Origin of the sequence: Pseudomonas sp. 13B_3.2_Bac1 (assembly GCF_025466205.1) — a bacterium.
In the GTDB taxonomy this organism is placed as follows: Bacteria; Pseudomonadota; Gammaproteobacteria; order Pseudomonadales; family Pseudomonadaceae; genus Aquipseudomonas; species Aquipseudomonas fluorescens_H.
In genome coordinates, this window is record NZ_JANLOG010000046.1 from 81,852 (window position 1) to 97,810 (window position 15,959).

A 15,959-nucleotide genomic window follows, 5' to 3' on the forward strand; every position below is an offset into this window, starting at 1 on the left:
GCCCTCACAGGTAGCTGTAGAAAAGGCCATCGAGCAGTCGTGTCCAGCCATCGACCAGCACGAACAGCAGGATCTTCAACGGCAGGGAAATGGTCATCGGCGCCACCATTTGCATGCCCAGCGCGAGCAGGATGTTGGAGACGATCAGGTCGATCACGATGAAGGGCACGTAGATCAGAAAACCGATCTGGAACCCGGCCTGCAATTCCGAGAGCACGAACGCCGGGACAATCAGCAGCAGGTCGTCGCGGCTGGCCTTGGCCGCCATCGGCGCCGGCCACATGCGCTGAGTGTTTTCCAGCAGATGGGTCTGGATGTCGGGATCGACATTGCGTGACATGAACAGGCGCAACGGCTCCAGCACCTGGGTGCCGGCGCTTTGCATGGCGCTGAAGTTGTCCATGCGTTGCGGCAACTGCCGGAAGCGCTGGCCCATGTCGTTGAACACCGGCGCCATGATGAACAGCGTCGCCGCCAGCGCGATGCCGTACAGCGCCATGTTCGGCGGTGCCTGCTGCACACCGATGGCGTTGCGGGTAATCAGCAGCACCATGGAAATCTTCAGGAACGCGGTGCAGATCATCATCAGCAGCGGCACCAGCGACAGGGCGCCGAGGAACAGGGCGAGGGTCAGCGGGTCGACATCCTGCACATTCACAGGCGCGGCTCCAGCCGGGTGATCTGCAAGCCCAGACGGCCTTCGATGTCGACCAGTTCGCCCTGCGCCAGCACCCGCTCGCCGTGACATAACGTGGCTTCCCCCGGGGTGCAGCCGTTGAATCGCAGCACCGAGCCGACCCCCAGATTACGCAACTGGCCGAGGCTCAAGTGGAGGCTGCCGGCACGCAAGGTCAGGGCCAGCGGCAGGTCGTCAAAGCGCGTGGATTCTGCACCCGGCGCTGAGGGCTGTACCTCGCTGGGCACGGGTTGATCGGCGAGGGCGAAGTGATCCAGAGAGGCATTCATCGTCAGGTCTTCCAGTTCGGTGAGGGTGAAGTGCAGGGCAGTGCCCGGCAATTGACGCAGGTGCAGACGGCAGGCGCCGATCTGCAGGCTGCCCTGGCCGTCGGCGCTGAACAGGGCCTGGTGGATAAGCAGAACATCACCCGGTTGCAGGCCGAGTAATTCGCCGCGACTCAGGCTGCAATGTCCCAGCAGCAACGGGATATGCACGGGCCAGATCGGGTCGTTATCGTTGCCGGCATTGCTTTGCCAGGCCGCGTTTTCGAGCCAGCGCAGCAAGGTCTCGGCGCTGATTCGCAGACGGCTGGTGTGGGTGCCCAGCGTCGCGCCGCGCAGCTCCAGCAGACAGTCCAGCCCCGGCTCGGGCGGTGCAATGACCGTTTGCAACGGGCTCCATATCGCCTGCAGTTCAGGGGCCAGGTACTGGTTGTACAGCGGCCAGTACCAGGAGCATTGCGTGCTGGCAGTCAGTGGGTCGGCAAGGATCGCCGGGCATGCGGAGATCGCACTCAGCAGTGGTTCTGCGTTGTCCAGCCAGAACCGGCCGCAAACTGATTCGAGCGCTGTGGCGGGCTCGCTATTGAAGGCGGTCGGGGCCAGCCGTAGATGAAGGGACGTGGGCGCCGGTTGCGTCAGGTTCAGGCACAGGCCCGCGCCCAGGCGCTCGCGCACCTGGGCTTCGGCCGACGACAGGTTGCGCAGGCGCAACGCTTGCACGGTCATGTCAAACGCCCTCCCGGTGCAACCGCAGGCGCACCGCGCGTCCCAATTGCCGGGCAAGCCACGCCGCGCTGGTCTGTTGCAGCGGCTCGACCTGGCGCCACGCATCCGGAGCCATGTGCACGGCGATTTCCAGCGCCGCGCCGTGGTGGATGACATTGACCTTGACCGGGCCAAGGTTGGGCAGCTCCAGATGCGCTTCGAGTACGCCGGGTTGCGGATCATCCAGATGCTGCTCCAGACGTTCCAGCAGTGCTTGCCACCAATCGATGTCGCGCTGCTCCGGTGCCGCCGCACTGTCTGCGGAGGAACCGGAATTCTGCTGCTGCGGCTCCTGAAAACCGGCACCGCCAAAGTCGGCCAGCAGGCCTCGGTCGAGGTTGCCCAGGGTATCCAGCAAGTGTTCGAAATGCTCGCTCTCGTCACGGATTTCACCGCGCAGATCCTGCCGCCGTTCGGTTCTGGTGGGCCAGGCCGAGGCCGTGGTTTCCTGACGTGGGCGCGGGGCTTCGGGCATACGCGGTGGCGGTTTGAGTGTGGCGTGGCGCGGATTCATGAGACATCCCGTGCGAGGTCGCGCAAATAGTCGAGTTTCTCCACATCGCGCTGGCGCCGCCGCAGTTGCTGCTCGCTGTCCTCCGTCCATTGCTGCTGTTGCCGATGTTCGTCCTGCAAGGCCTGATAGCTTTGCTCGACCCGCTCGATTTTGCGCAGAGCCTGCTGTTCGCCGACCAGCCACTGGTTCATCTCGGTGAGCAGCAGACGCCGATTGACGTGGGCGTCGCGTTGGTCAATGCGGCCTTGCTGGTGTTGGTCACGCAGCTCGCGCAGCTCACCGGCCAATTGTTCGAGCCGGCCGTGCAAGGCGCTGAGCACCGAGCGTTGGCGTTGCCAGGCTTGTTCGGCCATGGTCAAACGGTGGCGGCGGATCGGCAGTAGCAGATCGAGCGTCGGTGTCAGGTCGGCATTGGCCGGGGTCTGGTAATCGGAATCAGACTGGAGCATGGGCGGTTACCTGCAGAAGGTGATCCAGGGTTTCATCGAGCGTCACCGGCTCGCGCAGCGATTGCTGGAGGAAGGCCTCGATGCGGGCGCGAGCGTCCACGGCGCAATCGGTCAGCGGGTCGTTGCCAGGCTGGTACTCGCCGAGCTTGATGAGCATTTCCACTTGCTGATAAGCAGCCATCAGTCGGCGCAACTGTGTGGCCCCGTGTTGCTGTTCGGTTCCCACCACATTGCTCATTGTCCGGCTCAGGCTGGCGAGAACGTCCACTGCCGGGTAATGCCCGCGTTCGGCCAGGCGCCGGGACAGCACGATGTGGCCGTCGAGCAGCGAGCGCACCTCGTCGGCGACCGGATCGTTCATCGAGTCCTGTTCGATCAGCACCGAATACAGCGCGGTGATGACGCCGTCGTGGGTGCGCCCGGCGCGTTCCACCAGACGCGGCAACAGGCTGTAGACCGACGGCGGCAAGCCACCGCGCCCGGCCGGCTCACCGCTGGCCAGACCGATCTCGCGCTGGGCACGGGCAAAGCGGGTCAGCGAGTCAATGATCAGCAGCGTCGATTTGCCCTGCTGGCGGAAGCCCTCGGCAATCGCCGTGGCGGTGAACGCAGCGCGGGCGCGCTCCATGCTGCTGCGGTCGGAGGTGGCGCAGACCAGCACGGTGCGGCTGCGCAGTTCGGCATCCAGTTCATGGTCGAGAAACTCACGCAGCTCGCGTCCGCGCTCGCCGATCAAGCCAAACACGATGGCCTGACACGGGGTATTGCGTGCCAGTTCGGCGAGCAGGGTGGTCTTGCCGCAGCCGGCGCCGGCGAATATCCCCACCCGCTGGCCTTCACCCAGCGTCAGCAGACCGTCGATGGCGCGCAGTCCGGTGGCCAGCGGTGCTTCGATTCGCGGGCGCTCGCTGGCGGCAGGGGCATCGCGAATCACCGGCAGCGCGCCAATCGCCCCGGCCTCGGCAAACGCCTGCAGGCCTTCGCCGTTGAGCGCGCGGCCAAAGCCGTCGAGCACGCAGCCTAAAAGGTGATCGCCGACCAGCAGACTGTGCGGCTGGAACAGTGGTGTGACTCGCGCGCCAATGGCTATCCCGTCCAGCGCGCCGAGGGCCGCCAGCAACGTGTGTTCACGGTCGAACCCGACGATTTCGGCCATCACCTCGCTGCCGTCGGCACGCTGGATCTGGCACAGATCGCCGATCCGCGCCCGGGGCATGCGGCTGTGCAGCAAAATGCCGCTGACCCCGGTGATGCGCCCGTGGATCGCTACCGGTGCGCAGTGTTCGATCCGTTGCCGATGTTGCCCGCACCATTGCTGCAACTGTGCGATGGCATCCTGCATCACCAGCTCACCTCGATGCGCCGATCACCTTCGAACACCACTTGATGTTCGCTGATGCCGACCAGCCGCACGCCAGCCACTTCGTCGCCGAGAAACAAGCGCCGGCCATCGCTGGTCAACACGTTGGGCAAGCGCGCCAGACTGATCTGGACAATGCTGAACGGCAGCAGCGGGGTGGCTTCGGGCAGGTCGCTGAGCACCTGCAACGGGCTGCGATACTGCTGCTCGAAACGCAGCAGCATGCGTTCGGTCGATTGCAGCAGATCGTCCTCGTCGAAACGGCCTTTGAGCAGGATTTTGCCCGGTTGCTCGACGAGGCTGATCCGGCTCTGCAACTCACGCTCCTTGAGCATGTCTTGCAGAACCTGACGGACTTCGGCGGCATCCTTGAGCGCGGTTCGGCCCGGCACTGGCAGCGGCGTCGGCGGTTGCGCCGGGGTGTTGATGCCCCAGATCAATGTGGCGAGAAACAGCAACAGCGCACCCAGCAACAGCAATGGGCCGAGCAGCGAACGCGAGCGTGTCGGGGCGGCTATGTCAGCGTCGCGCTCCGCATTCATGGGCGGCAATGGAGTTTCTGTCGATGCCTGCGGCTGATCTTCAGGCTCGTCCTCGGCGGGCCATTCGGTGTTGGCACTGACCACCGACAGCCAGACACCATTGAGGGCAAACGGCGTGCCCGGTTGCAGGGTGGCGATGGCATCGACCTTGTGCCCCTCGCTGTCGGTGACCGGGCCGTCCTTGCGGGCCAGCGACCAGGTGTCGTCGACCAGCCGCAGCAGGCAGTGGCGATCCTTGATGCCGGGGTCGTACAACGCCAGGTCGGCGCTCTGGGCCGAACCGATGCACCATTCGCCACCGCTCAACGGCAGCGCCGCACCCCGGTGCAAACCGGTGAGCACGCGCAGCTCATACATCATCTCGGGTTTCATCGCATCACTCCGTCAGGCCATCAAGGCATGGGCTTCTTGCAGATCGAGGCGTCCCAGCACTTGTACCTGCACCGAGGACAGCAACTCGGCGAAGGACAGCACCGGAACATGGTTGAATTCATCCCTGAGCAAACCGTGCAACGGGCTGCGCAGGTCCTGCGCCACCAGCAGCACCGGCGCCGGTCGCGAGCGCAGCGGGAAAGCGTGGCGCAGTTGTTCGAGCAGGGCATTGCCCAGTTCCGGTTCGAGGGCAAACCAGGCTTCGTTCTGGCTCTGGCGTAGGGCGTCGCGCAGCAGCACTTCGGTTTCCGGGGTGATCAGCCACGCATTGAGCGCACCTTGTTCGGTGTGCTGGTGGCAGATTTGTGCCTTGAGGGCGATGCGCACGTAATCGGTGAGGGCGTTCAGGTCGCGTTCGTGTTGCCCTTGTTCGATCAGCGTCTCGGCAATCGGCCGTACCGAGCGCAGCGACACCAGCTCGGCGGACAGCCGTTGCAGCACGGCGGCGAAACGCGCCAGGGGCAGGGTACGTTGCAGCTCCTGCGCCAGCTCCGGCTGTTCGCTTTCGAGCCAGCCGAGGATCGCCTTGCTTTCCTGCAGGCCAATGAACTGCGGGCCGGTGGCCTGGAAGGCGCGGCTCATGCGTTCGAGGATCAGTTCCTCGGCACTGACCGGCTCGACACTGCTCATGCGCAACAGCGCATGGTCGGGGGCAAACCACACCCATTCACTCTCATCACGCTCCGCGCGCCCCGGCTCGCCGTCGTGCAGCTCCCCGCACTGGCGCAGATGCACGGCTTGCAGGGTTTCACTCCAGGTGGCGCGAATCAGCGGCACTTCGTAGACGCAGAATCGAAATTCGTCTTCGGCGCAATCCTCGCTGAACTCCAGATCGAACGAAGGCAATGTCAAGCCGAAACGGTGCACCAGGGTGTTACGTCGCTGGCGAATGCCGTGCAGCAAACGCTCCAGCGCCGCACTGCCTTTGTGGGCGGGATGGAACTGCAACAAATAGGCGCGGGACGGATTAAAGCGGCGGATGTCTTCGCGGCCATTGAGCTCGGGCGCGCCATTGCGGGTGGCGCCGTCGTGATCCTGGAGAATCTGCTTCTGGCGAATGCGCCACAGCTGAATCAGGCCACTGAACAGGCAAATCAGGCTGATGCTGATGAACACCAGACTGGGCATGCCGGGGATCGCGGCAAAGCCGAGCATGCCGATCGAGGAAAACACCCAGGCCTTGGGCTGACTGGTCAATTGTTCGGCGATTTCATGGCCGATGTTGGCGTCGCCGGCCTGACTGTCCGGCGCTACCCGGGTGATGATCATGCCGGCAGTCAGGGAAATCAGCAGCGCGGGAATCTGCGCGATCAGGCCGTCGCCGATGGTCAGCACCGAGTACAGGTGCATGGCGTCGGAGGCTTGCATGCCGTTTTGCAGCACGCCGATGGAGAAGCCGCCGATCAGGTTGATAAAGACGATCACCAGACCGGCGATGGCGTCACCTTTGACGAATTTCATCGCACCGTCCATGGCACCGAACAACTGACTTTCCTTGGACAATTGCTCGCGCCGCTGACGGGCTTCACGCACGTTGATCAGGTTGGCGCGCAGGTCGCTGTCGATCGACATCTGTTTGCCGGGCATGGCATCCAGGGTGAAGCGCGCGGCGACTTCGGCCACCCGTTCCGAGCCCTTGGTGATCACCAGAAAGTTGACGATGGTCAGGATCAGGAAGATCACCAGACCCACCGCCAGATTGCCGCCCACCACGAAACTGCCGAAGGCTTCGACGATGTGCCCCGCATCCTGTTGCAGCAGGATCAGGCGGGTGGTGGCAATCGACAGCGACAGCCGAAACATGGTGGTCAGCAATAGCACTGCCGGAAACGTCGAGAACGCCAGCGGTCGCGGCAGGTACATGGCCAGCACGATCAGCAGCGAAGAGATGCAGATGTTCAGCGCAATCAGCACGTCGACCAATGCGGTGGGCAGCGGCAGGATCATCATGAACACGATGGCCATGACCATCACGGCGCCGACAATTTCGGTGCGGCGCATCACCGCCAGCGCCAGGCGGTTGAGGGCGTGGATCAGGCGATTCATTGCAGACCTCGCCCCGGCTCGACCAGCCCCATGGCCTGGCGTTCTTGCCGGGCCAGTTGCTCCATCAGGTTATGCAACAGGCGCAGGCCGTTTTGCCGGGTCTTGAGGTCCTTCCACAACACCAGCGGCAGATTTTGCAGCAGTGGATAGAGCCCGTTGAAATACAGCGGCTGCAAGTGCGGAGCGTTGTCCAAAGTGTCATCGCTGAGCAGCGTCAGGTCGCGGGCGAAGAAACCGTTGGCACAAAAGCGCAGCAGCCGTTTGCTCATGGCCAGCGGCGTCATGCTTTCGCGGCGTTGTTTCTGGCTCAAACGCTGCAACAGGTCGTGGCAAGCCTTGATCAGATTGTTGAGCTGTCCGCAGGAGCCCAAGCCGCGCAACATCGAGCCGAGAACGTTACCGGGCAACGAGGGCGAAAGGGCGGCGATGTCGTCCGCCAGCGCCCGTTGCAAGGTGCGCAGGCCGCGGGCGAATTGCTCTTCACTGAAGTGTTCGAGCAGGGCTTCGAGCAGGCTGGCCAAGGGTTGCTGGCCGACGATGGCTTTGTAGTAGAGCTGACGCATCGCCGCCCGTTGCTGCGGGTCGCGGCTGAACAGGGCGATGGCGCTGGCGGTATTGAAGCCCGCTCGGATTTTGTCACCGTGCACCAGACGCAATTCGTCGATCAGCTCGCGCGTATTCTGCGCCTCGCCGTCCAGACCTTCAGCCAATGACAGGCGCATCGCCTGTTGCAGCAGGATGTCGGTGCGCGCCGGATCGTTGTCCGCGACGCTCAGCGCCGCCTGCAGCGACGGCTGCTGTTGCAGTTGCTGCTGCATGCGCCGCGCCTGTTGTTCGAGGCTCGGCTGGTCGCCGTGATCAAGCAGGCGATAGAGCTCGACGAGCTTCTCGATGCGCTCCACGCGCTGCCCTCGGGAAGCATCGCTGATGTGGCGCTCGTCGAGGCTCTTGCTGTGGCGCTCGATGCTTTCGCTGAACTTCAGGGCCACCTCTTCCATGGAGTCGATCAGCGGGTTCTTCGCCGTGGCCGCAGTGGCTTCGGTGCCAAACAGCGGACGCGGCAGCAAGTCCAGTGGCAGGGCATCGTTGTAGTTGGAAATTTTCATGGAGGCGCACGTTCCACCGCTATTCAGGTGTGCAGTGAGTGGCGTTTGCCGGCGTCCGGTTCCCTGGGCGCGAAGCGGCCCGTTTGACTGTGCAAGAACTGGCACAAGCATTTTGTCGAAAGTGCAACAAATGGCAAAAAACGCGCTTTTCGTTTTTTAAAAGTGTTTAAAAACAACAAGTTGTAAAAGTACCAAGGTTGGTACGCTCGCTGCTCTCTATCCCTCCCGCCACTGTCGGCATAGCGTGAGTGATGAGGGAACAAGCGTGGAATCGAGTAGTGTTCAAACGGAAGCGAAAGTCATTGCCGCCATCGAACTGGACCTGGGCGGGCTGGCACACAGCAGCGAGAAAAAGCTGCGCGGTTTCATCAATAAGCGAGTGTTCAACCCGGCCGATGTCGATGACTTGATGCAGATGACTTATCTGGAAGCCTGGCGCAACCAGCACAAGTACACCGGGGCGTCGAAACCGGAAACCTGGCTGTTCGGCATTGCCACTAACCTGGTCAGCAACTACTTCAAGAACTTCTATCGCCGGCCGCAGTGCGCGGTGCTGGAAGAGGCAGGCATCGAAAGTCTGGAATATGGCCACGACCCGAGCCAGGTCAGCGAGCACCAGCGCCTGCTCAGGCGCACGCTGGAGGCCATCGACGACTTGTCGGTGGACATGCGCGCGGTGATCGATCTGGTGGTGGATTCCGACATCAGCTATCAGGACGCCGCGCAGCAACTGGGCGTGCCCATCGGCACGGTGCGTTCACGTCTGGCCAGGGCCCGGGGCCAGTTGAAGTGCAGTGTCTACACCGGGAGGGCCAGCGCATGAACGGATTTCGTCATAGCCAACCCATGACCCTGCCACGCGGTGTGCGTGAGTCCTGCGATGCCGACCTGCCGGCGATGATGGAGATCTTCAACGAAACCGCCGGCACGGGTGCCAACTCGCCAGTGACCCGGCCGATGACGCTTGAGGAAGTGACTTTCTATATCAATCTGTACAAGCGCGATGGCCTGCCCGTCTACGTGCTTGAACGCGGCGGCGAAGTGGTCGGCTGGCTGTCGATCAACCGCTTCAGTTGGGGCACCCAGGCCTGCCGCAACACCGGTGAAACCGCCATTTATGTGCGCGCCGATCGCTACGGCAGTGGCATTGGCGTGCGCCTGGGCCATGCGACGGTGATCCTCGGGCGTCAGTTCGGCCTGGAAACCCTGGTCGCCTGGATCATGGCCGCCAACGTGCCTAGCCAGCACATCGTGCAATCCATCGGCGCGGTACTCTGGGCCCGCTTGCCAGGTATCGCCCGGTTTGGCGAGGAGCGGGCGGACGTGTTGCTGTTTGGTCTACCGTTGTTTGAGGCGGGGCCGGACTGAGGGCAGATGTGCATTTGCTGCTGTGCAGCGGTGACTCGCGTCGCCGCTGCCGAGGGCAGCCTCGGCAGCGGCGCTGGTTACTTCCTAGACATGGTCGAGCGCTTCACCGGTCCTTTGCTGCTCAAGATCCGTCGTGCTGCGTGCACGGCGCGCTCGGAGAGCATTTCCATGCGCGGTGATTGCAACGCCCACGCATGCCAGTACAGCTCGACATCGGTGAAATGCCCCGGCGCCACATCCACCAGTTCGCGACTTTTCAGCAAATCGCTGACCTGCATATACGGCACCATGCCGTAGCCGAGTCCGCGGCGAATGGCTTTCAGACGAGCCTCTGGCAGTGACAGGTAGTGCGTGGGGTAAGCGTCTGCGTGCAGGCCGAAGCGTGACTGCATGAACTCCGACTGCAGGGTGTCTTTGCGCGAATAGGCAAATACCGGCGCCTTGCGTGCCGCCGCGCGGGTCAGGCCTTTGGCAAACCAGCGCTGCTGAAACTCTGGCGATGCGACCAACTGGTAACGCACCGGACCCAGCAGCTCAGCGAAACAACCGCGCATAGGCTGCGAACGCGTGCCGATACAGCCGATGACCTGGCCGCTTTCCAGCAAGGCATAGGTGTGATCCTGATCGTCGACCACGACGTCGAGCAAAATGTTTTCGCTGACGAATATCTCGGCCAGTGCAGGAAAGAACCATGTCGCCAGCGTGTCGCCATTGACGGCAATGACCACGCGCAGGTGATCCTGTTCATCGCCGGTCAGCTCGTTCAGCAGTTCTTCTTCGAGCACGGTTGCACGGCGCAGATAGAGCATCAGTTTTCGTCCCGCCAGCGTCGGCTCGCACGGGCGTCCGCGAACCACCACCGAGCTGCCCAAGCGAACTTCAAGGGCGTGTATGCGTTGCGACACCGCCGACGGCGTCACGTTAAGACGTTCCGCAGCCTTCTCGAAACTGCCGCTGTCGACTACGGCGAGGAACGCCTGCATCTGTTTTGCGTCGAGTTGCATGGCTGTCGCTCTGGTTAAGTATTTCTAATCGTTACTGAAAGATACTGCGTTTTTCTTCACTTAAACATAGCGCTGCTCAATCATTGCTCGGCGGCGACAGTGAGCGGTTTCAGCCCGCGCAACACACTGCACCGGGTGTCATCCGATTTTCCGAATGACAGCAATGAGGCTTTATTCACAGAGAAAGGTGGGCGTGATGAGCATTCAAATATGCAGCGTCCGATACTTGCCATGAAACTCAATATGATCATCGCTGTGAGCGCCATTGCATTGGTCGGCAACTATGTCTGGCAATCCCACGACCTGAAACTCGGTCCTTATGAGTATCAGGTCTCGGCAAAAACACAGCCGTCCCGCCACACTCATTCAGAGGCCCGTCGGATGGCGCTTAGCGGCGCCGGGAAGAAGTGCGCTTCGCTCGGCAAGCAGATCGACGTGTTTGACGTGCAATCGCGCTTGCCGCTCGATCCCGGGAATGACGTGGCTAACGTGACATTCGTCTGCAAGTGATCGCTGTTTCGGCGATTCGAGCCAGCCAGGAACATTGCAACTTTTAATCTATCGGCGGTACACACCATGAAGTTATTGATGATTGCGTTGCTTGCGACGCTGTTGAGCGCCTGTGTGACATCCGTGCATGACTGGTCCAGGCCCGGCGCGAGTGCCGCCGATATCCAGCACGACAAAGCTGAATGCCAGTACCAGGCCAAGGCCGCGACCGCCAGCTACCATTCAAGCCCTGCTGCAAACGATACAACCCACGGCATGGGCAGTGCCGTGGGTGACGGGATCGTCATTGCGGAAAAACAGATCGACCTGACGAATGATTGCATGCGCGTCAAAGGCTACTCAGGGCAATGAGCGAGGGAGATGGTCTCATTCAAGACCTCGCCTTATTGACCGATGCATACCGTGTTGGACTTGGTTCGTGTGGTTTGGCCATCGGCTGACGCGTCCCCCTGAACGTCGACGCTTTCGGTGGTATTACATTCCTGCATGGCGGGTTTCGCGGTTTTCTGTTGCCACTCCCGATCTTGCTGGGCTTGCCAATCGGCAACGGCCTTCTTGCGTTTCTGGTCGGAGATCATCATGCAGTTTGCAAACTCGGTAGAGCCTTGCACGTAGCCGTAACCGGCGCATGTCTGACGGTCTTCAGCCGCTTGTTGTTCAGCGCTCATGCAACCGCTTAACGTGGCGGCAGCGCTGAATGTCAGGAAAAGGAGGGGAATGACGCGTGCAGCGCAGGTATGAGGCGTTTTCATGGGAATTTCCAGGAAGTGAGGTCATACATTCAGGGGCTGCACGTCCTGGTCCGCTGGCCTGATGCCCGTGCTTGAGGGATCGAGGGGACACTCGAAAGTGAACGTCGAGCGCTTCAACCCGTTGGACAAGTCACCAAATCTTTATAGTACAGTCGTCATCGAACCACCTGTCGTATGAGGCTTTTCGGCAATGGGTGTACAAAAAACCGACAGATGGGCACGGATCGCATGCGTACAATTACGCACGATCATCGAAGAGTAATACGACGTTTAAATGAGTGATTCTACGGCGACAAACAACGGCAACTGGTACGCAGTGATTGCCCTGGCACTGGCTGCGTTTGTGTTCAACACCACCGAATTTGTACCGGTCGGTCTGTTGAGTTCGATCGGCAGCAGCTTCGACATGTCGACCGCGCAGGTTGGCCTGATGTTGACTATCTATGCGTGGGTGGTGTCTTTGACGTCGCTGCCGATCATGCTGCTGACACGCAATGTCGAGCGCCGACGGCTGTTGATCGTGCTGTTTGGAATGTTTATCGCCAGTCACATTCTGTCGAGTCTGGCGACCAGCTTCGGTGTGTTGCTGGTGAGCCGGATCGGTGTGGCGCTGTCGCATGCGCTGTTCTGGTCGATCACCGCGTCTCTGGCCGTACGCCTCGCGCCGCCGGGCAAACAGGTTCAGGCCTTGGGTTTGCTGGCAACCGGTACTTCGCTGGCGATGGTGCTGGGCATTCCCCTCGGCCGCTTGTTGGGCGAGGCCATGGGCTGGCGCACCACGTTCATCGTGATCGCCGGCTTTGCGGCGGCGCTGGTGTTCTGTCTGGCGAAGGTGCTGCCGTTGCTGCCCAGTCAGAACTCCGGCTCGCTCAAGAGTCTGCCCGTGTTGTTGAAGCGGCCGGCACTGGTGGCCATCTATGTCCTGACGGCGCTGGTCGTGACGGCACAGTTCACCGCCTACAGCTACATCGAACCGTTCGTTCTGACTGTGGCGGGCATGAGCGGCGATGTGGTGACGCTCCTGCTGCTGTTATTCGGCGGCGCCGGGATTTTCGGCTCGCTGCTGTTCAGCTACCTGCACAGCTATAACCCGCAGCGCTTTCTGATCATCTGCGTGTCGTTGCTCGCCTTGTGCCTGGCTTCGCTGTTGCCGTTGAGCGGCAACGTCTCATACCTCGGCGTGCTGAGTGTGTTCTGGGGGATGGCGATCATGGGCTTCGGGTTGGCGTTGCAGTCGAAAGTCCTGGTGCTGGCTCCGGACGCTACCGACGTGGCGATGGCGTTGTTTTCCGGGATCTACAACATCGGTATCGGCGGCGGGGCACTGGTCGGGAGTTGGGTGGGGAGTCAGTTTGGCTTTGCTTACATTGGGGTGGTGGGCGGGATGCTGGCGGCGTCGGCGCTGGCGTTTTACTGCCTGTCGCTGTATCGCTTGGCCCGGTCCGTGGCTTGAGTTCAAGGACTACAAGCCGCCGGGCGCATTTCATTTGAAACGTTGCCTGCTCAATGCGCAGGCAACTCGAGACTGTCCGGGTCGCCGAAGAACATCTGAATCCGCGACCGTAACCAACGCTCCCCGGGATCATTATCCTGCGACCCGCGCCACGCCATGTGCAGCTCAAACGTGCGCGTCGGCAACGGCGGGTCTTCCGCCCGCACGCCACCGGCGGCCGTCAGTGCATCGGCGGTGTAATCCGGTACGGTGGCGACGATGTCGGTGCCGGCCAGCAACGTACTCAAACCGTTGAACTGCGGCACGGCCAGCACCACATGACGCTTGCGCCCGAGCTTCTCCAGTTCCTCATCAATAAAACCACTGAGGTCGCCGGCGAACGACACCAGCGCATGCGGGCGCGCGCAATAGTCATCCAGACTCAGCGGTCCGGGCACGGTGTCGGCGCGCAGCAGTTTCGGCTGGCTGCGACGCAGTACCTTGCGTTTGGCGTTGGCCGGCAGGTCAGTGGTGTAGCTGACGCCGATGGAGATTTCGCCAGAAGCCAGCAGCCCCGGCATCAATATGTAGTTGACCCGACGCACGACGAGCACGATGCCCGGTGCTTCGGCGCGCAGACGTTTGAGCAGCATTGGCAGCAGGGCGAATTCGACGTCGTCGGACAGGCCGATACGGAATACCGAAGTGCTGGTGGCCGGATCGAACTCAGCCGCACGGCTGACGGCGGTGGAAATCGAGTCGAGCGCCGGGGAGAGCAGGGCGAAGATCTCCACCGCGCGGGCGGACGGTTCCATGCTGCGCCCGGTGCGCACGAACAACGGGTCATCGAACAGGCTGCGCAGGCGCGAGAGCGCCGCACTGATTGCCGGCTGGCCAAGAAAAAGCTTCTCGGCGGCGCGGGTCACGCTGCGTTCGTGCATCAGAGTTTCGAATACGATCAACAGGTTCAGGTCGACACGACGCAGGTCATTACGATTCATCTGGAGTCCTGGCAGAGTCATCAAGCTTGACGAGAGCGGCCATATGAGAACAATGGCCGGCATGAATATTACGGGGAAAGGCTGGTACTCTGCACCGCTAAATTCAGCTTTACCGAGCCGGTTGCGGTATTTTTTTCATCGATTTTGCCAATGCCGTCCATACTGCGGAATCAATGACAGGCATGTCGACTATTAATAGCCACTGATAGTCTTGGGTCAAAAGCCCAGATAGAGTTCAGGGCATTAGAGGTTACTTTGACGAGGTTTGCGATGTCCCGCACGATCCGTTTTCACAAGTTTGGTCCGGCCGAGGTGCTCAAATGCGAAGAGCATGCGGCCGCTCAGCCAGGTCCCGGCGAAGTGCAGGTGCGTGTCGAAGCGATCGGCATCAGCTGGTACGACATTCTCTGGCGTCAGAACCTGGCCTCGTCCCAGGCGCGCCTGCCGTCTGGTCTCGGCCATGAAATGGCCGGTGTGGTGACCGCCGTCGGTGACGGTATCGGCGATCTGTCGGTTGGCGACAAGGTGGCCAGTTTCCCGGCGCAAAGTCCGAACGACTATCCGGTGTATGGCGAGCAGATCGTGCTGCCACGCACCGCGCTGACCCGCTATCCGGATGTGCTCAGCCCGGTAGAAGCCAGCGTGCATTACACACCGCTGTTGATCGCCTATTTTGCCTACGCCGATCTGGCACGGGTCAAACCCGGGCAGTTTGCCCTGGTCACTGACGCCAGCCATTGCGCCGGCCCGTCCTTTGTACAGTTGGGCAAAGCCTTGGGTGTGCGGGTGATCGCGGCGACAAAAACCGCTGAAGAGCGCGAATATCTGCTGTCGCTGGGTGCCGAGAAAGTCATCGTCACCGAGGAAGAAGATCTGTTGATGCGCATCAACAAGATCACCGACAGCCGTGGTGTCGACGTGGTATTCGATGGTCTCGGCGGCCCGCAGATGTCGTTGCTCGGCGATGTGCTCGCGCCACGTGGCAGCCTGGTTCTGTACGGTCTGCAGGGTGGTAACCAGACACCATTCCCGGCGTGTGCGGCGTTCCAGAAAAACATTCAGTTCTTCGTACACTGCATCGGTAACTTCACCGGTAAGCCCGAGCTGGGCATCACCCAGGACCACGTCGCCTTGCAGCGTGCCCTGCGTGACATCAATCAGCTCACCGCCGACCGCGTACTGCTGCCACTCAAGACTCGGGTCTTCCCGTTCAACGAGTTCGTCGAAGCACATCGCTACATGGACGAATGCCCATGCCGCGAACGGGTCGCCCTTCAGGTCGAACCTGCGTAACGCCCTCCAAACAGAGTCCGTGGCCCCACGGACTCTTGCGTTGTATCCCTCGCCAATAATCAGACATACCGGACAGGGTGCGTGGCCGGTTGTGCATCTGAACCGGTTTTTGTCCGCTATCTGTATCTTCTAATCGGCATTTAAGCCCTGATAATTGAATGATTACTTTCATCTCAAGGAATGAGCCATGTCTGTGCATTCTGTTTTGTTTGCCGTGTTTAATATTTCCTCCTGTGGGCGATATACCGGTTTCTGTTTAATGGCTGTAGGTTATTTCCTATTGTCGTTCTGCTTTTCTTGTACTCAATGTTCGTGGGACGCTGTAAGAAGTTTCCTCAGATATTTTTCGCTCAGGAAAAACTCAATGGTGACGCGGGTTTACGTCACCTAGAGTGGCGAAGATATCGACTTCCATGCGTCAAGTG

At 61.2% G+C, this 15,959-nt stretch carries 17 protein-coding genes; 6 read left to right on the top strand and 11 right to left on the bottom strand.

The features are described 5' to 3' along the window. Window positions 1-4: 4 nt before the first annotated feature. From sctR to sctW, 8 genes are read right to left on the bottom strand one after another with little or no spacing between them, the layout of a single operon-like run. Complete coding sequence (sctR, locus tag NTD85_RS06965) at window positions 5-658, bottom strand: type III secretion system export apparatus subunit SctR (RefSeq protein ID WP_003225064.1); 654 nt, start codon at window positions 656-658, stop codon at window positions 5-7. Next, window positions 655-1,686: a type III secretion system cytoplasmic ring protein SctQ gene (gene sctQ, locus NTD85_RS06970; protein ID WP_262141785.1), complete on the bottom strand. Its 1,032-nt coding sequence runs from the start codon at window positions 1,684-1,686 to the stop codon at window positions 655-657. Before sctQ ends, sctR begins: the two co-directional genes overlap by 4 nt. A 1-nt stretch (window position 1,687) precedes the next feature. Beyond that, a complete protein-coding gene (locus tag NTD85_RS06975) occupies window positions 1,688-2,239 on the bottom strand; it encodes a type III secretion system HrpP C-terminal domain-containing protein (RefSeq protein WP_262141786.1) in 552 nt (183 codons plus the stop codon). Further along, window positions 2,236-2,688, bottom strand: a complete 453-nt coding sequence (locus NTD85_RS06980; RefSeq protein WP_262141787.1) for a type III secretion protein — start codon at window positions 2,686-2,688, stop codon at window positions 2,236-2,238. The genes NTD85_RS06975 and NTD85_RS06980 overlap by 4 nt, the downstream gene beginning before the upstream one ends. Continuing rightward, entirely contained in the window at window positions 2,675-4,030 is a 1,356-nt protein-coding gene (locus NTD85_RS06985) for a FliI/YscN family ATPase (RefSeq protein WP_262141788.1), read from the bottom strand. The genes NTD85_RS06980 and NTD85_RS06985 overlap by 14 nt, the downstream gene beginning before the upstream one ends. Beyond that, window positions 4,030-4,962 carry an FHA domain-containing protein gene (locus NTD85_RS06990; protein WP_103520932.1) on the bottom strand — a complete coding sequence of 311 codons (933 nt, stop codon included), beginning with the start codon at window positions 4,960-4,962 and terminating at the stop codon, window positions 4,030-4,032. The genes NTD85_RS06985 and NTD85_RS06990 overlap by 1 nt, the downstream gene beginning before the upstream one ends. 12 nt (window positions 4,963-4,974) lie before the next feature. Beyond that, window positions 4,975-7,068: a type III secretion system export apparatus subunit SctV gene (gene sctV / locus NTD85_RS06995; protein ID WP_003225053.1), complete on the bottom strand. Its 2,094-nt coding sequence runs from the start codon at window positions 7,066-7,068 to the stop codon at window positions 4,975-4,977. Then, window positions 7,065-8,174, bottom strand: a complete 1,110-nt coding sequence (sctW, locus tag NTD85_RS07000) for a type III secretion system gatekeeper subunit SctW (protein ID WP_003225051.1) — start codon at window positions 8,172-8,174, stop codon at window positions 7,065-7,067. Before sctW ends, sctV begins: the two co-directional genes overlap by 4 nt. Window positions 8,175-8,439: 265 nt before the next feature. Here sctW and NTD85_RS07005 point away from each other — a divergent pair, with 265 nt between their 5' ends. Together NTD85_RS07005 and NTD85_RS07010 are read left to right on the top strand one after the other, a co-directional pair. Beyond that, window positions 8,440-8,997 (top strand): RNA polymerase sigma factor, encoded by a 558-nt coding sequence (locus NTD85_RS07005; RefSeq protein ID WP_262141789.1) that lies wholly within the window; start codon window positions 8,440-8,442, stop codon window positions 8,995-8,997. Further along, window positions 8,994-9,542 (top strand): GNAT family N-acetyltransferase, encoded by a 549-nt coding sequence (locus tag NTD85_RS07010; protein WP_103483497.1) that lies wholly within the window; start codon window positions 8,994-8,996, stop codon window positions 9,540-9,542. Before NTD85_RS07005 ends, NTD85_RS07010 begins: the two co-directional genes overlap by 4 nt. A gap of 77 nt (window positions 9,543-9,619) precedes the next feature. Here the strand turns inward: NTD85_RS07010 and argP are convergent, their stop codons facing one another. Next, a complete protein-coding gene (argP, locus tag NTD85_RS07015) occupies window positions 9,620-10,546 on the bottom strand; it encodes an HTH-type transcriptional regulator ArgP (RefSeq protein WP_103483496.1) in 927 nt (308 codons plus the stop codon). A gap of 99 nt (window positions 10,547-10,645) precedes the next feature. Between argP and NTD85_RS07020 the strand changes: the two genes are divergently transcribed. Next, on the top strand, window positions 10,646-11,056 hold the full coding sequence (locus tag NTD85_RS07020) for a hypothetical protein (protein WP_262141790.1): 411 nt from the start codon (window positions 10,646-10,648) through the stop codon (window positions 11,054-11,056). A gap of 66 nt (window positions 11,057-11,122) precedes the next feature. Further along, complete coding sequence (locus tag NTD85_RS07025) at window positions 11,123-11,407, top strand: hypothetical protein (RefSeq protein WP_003225039.1); 285 nt, start codon at window positions 11,123-11,125, stop codon at window positions 11,405-11,407. 32 nt (window positions 11,408-11,439) lie between these two features. On the opposite strand, the gene NTD85_RS07030 is transcribed toward NTD85_RS07025, so the two are convergent. Beyond that, entirely contained in the window at window positions 11,440-11,808 is a 369-nt protein-coding gene (locus NTD85_RS07030; RefSeq protein WP_003225036.1) for a hypothetical protein, read from the bottom strand. A 274-nt stretch (window positions 11,809-12,082) separates the two neighbouring features. Between NTD85_RS07030 and NTD85_RS07035 the strand changes: the two genes are divergently transcribed. Beyond that, window positions 12,083-13,261 carry a sugar transporter gene (locus tag NTD85_RS07035; protein WP_003225034.1) on the top strand — a complete coding sequence of 393 codons (1,179 nt, stop codon included), beginning with the start codon at window positions 12,083-12,085 and terminating at the stop codon, window positions 13,259-13,261. A gap of 50 nt (window positions 13,262-13,311) precedes the next feature. Here the strand turns inward: NTD85_RS07035 and NTD85_RS07040 are convergent, their stop codons facing one another. After that, window positions 13,312-14,241, bottom strand: a complete 930-nt coding sequence (locus NTD85_RS07040) for a LysR family transcriptional regulator (protein ID WP_007963542.1) — start codon at window positions 14,239-14,241, stop codon at window positions 13,312-13,314. A gap of 270 nt (window positions 14,242-14,511) precedes the next feature. Between NTD85_RS07040 and NTD85_RS07045 the strand changes: the two genes are divergently transcribed. Beyond that, window positions 14,512-15,534: a zinc-dependent alcohol dehydrogenase family protein gene (locus tag NTD85_RS07045; RefSeq protein WP_103483494.1), complete on the top strand. Its 1,023-nt coding sequence runs from the start codon at window positions 14,512-14,514 to the stop codon at window positions 15,532-15,534. The last annotated feature ends 425 nt before the right edge of the window (window positions 15,535-15,959 follow it).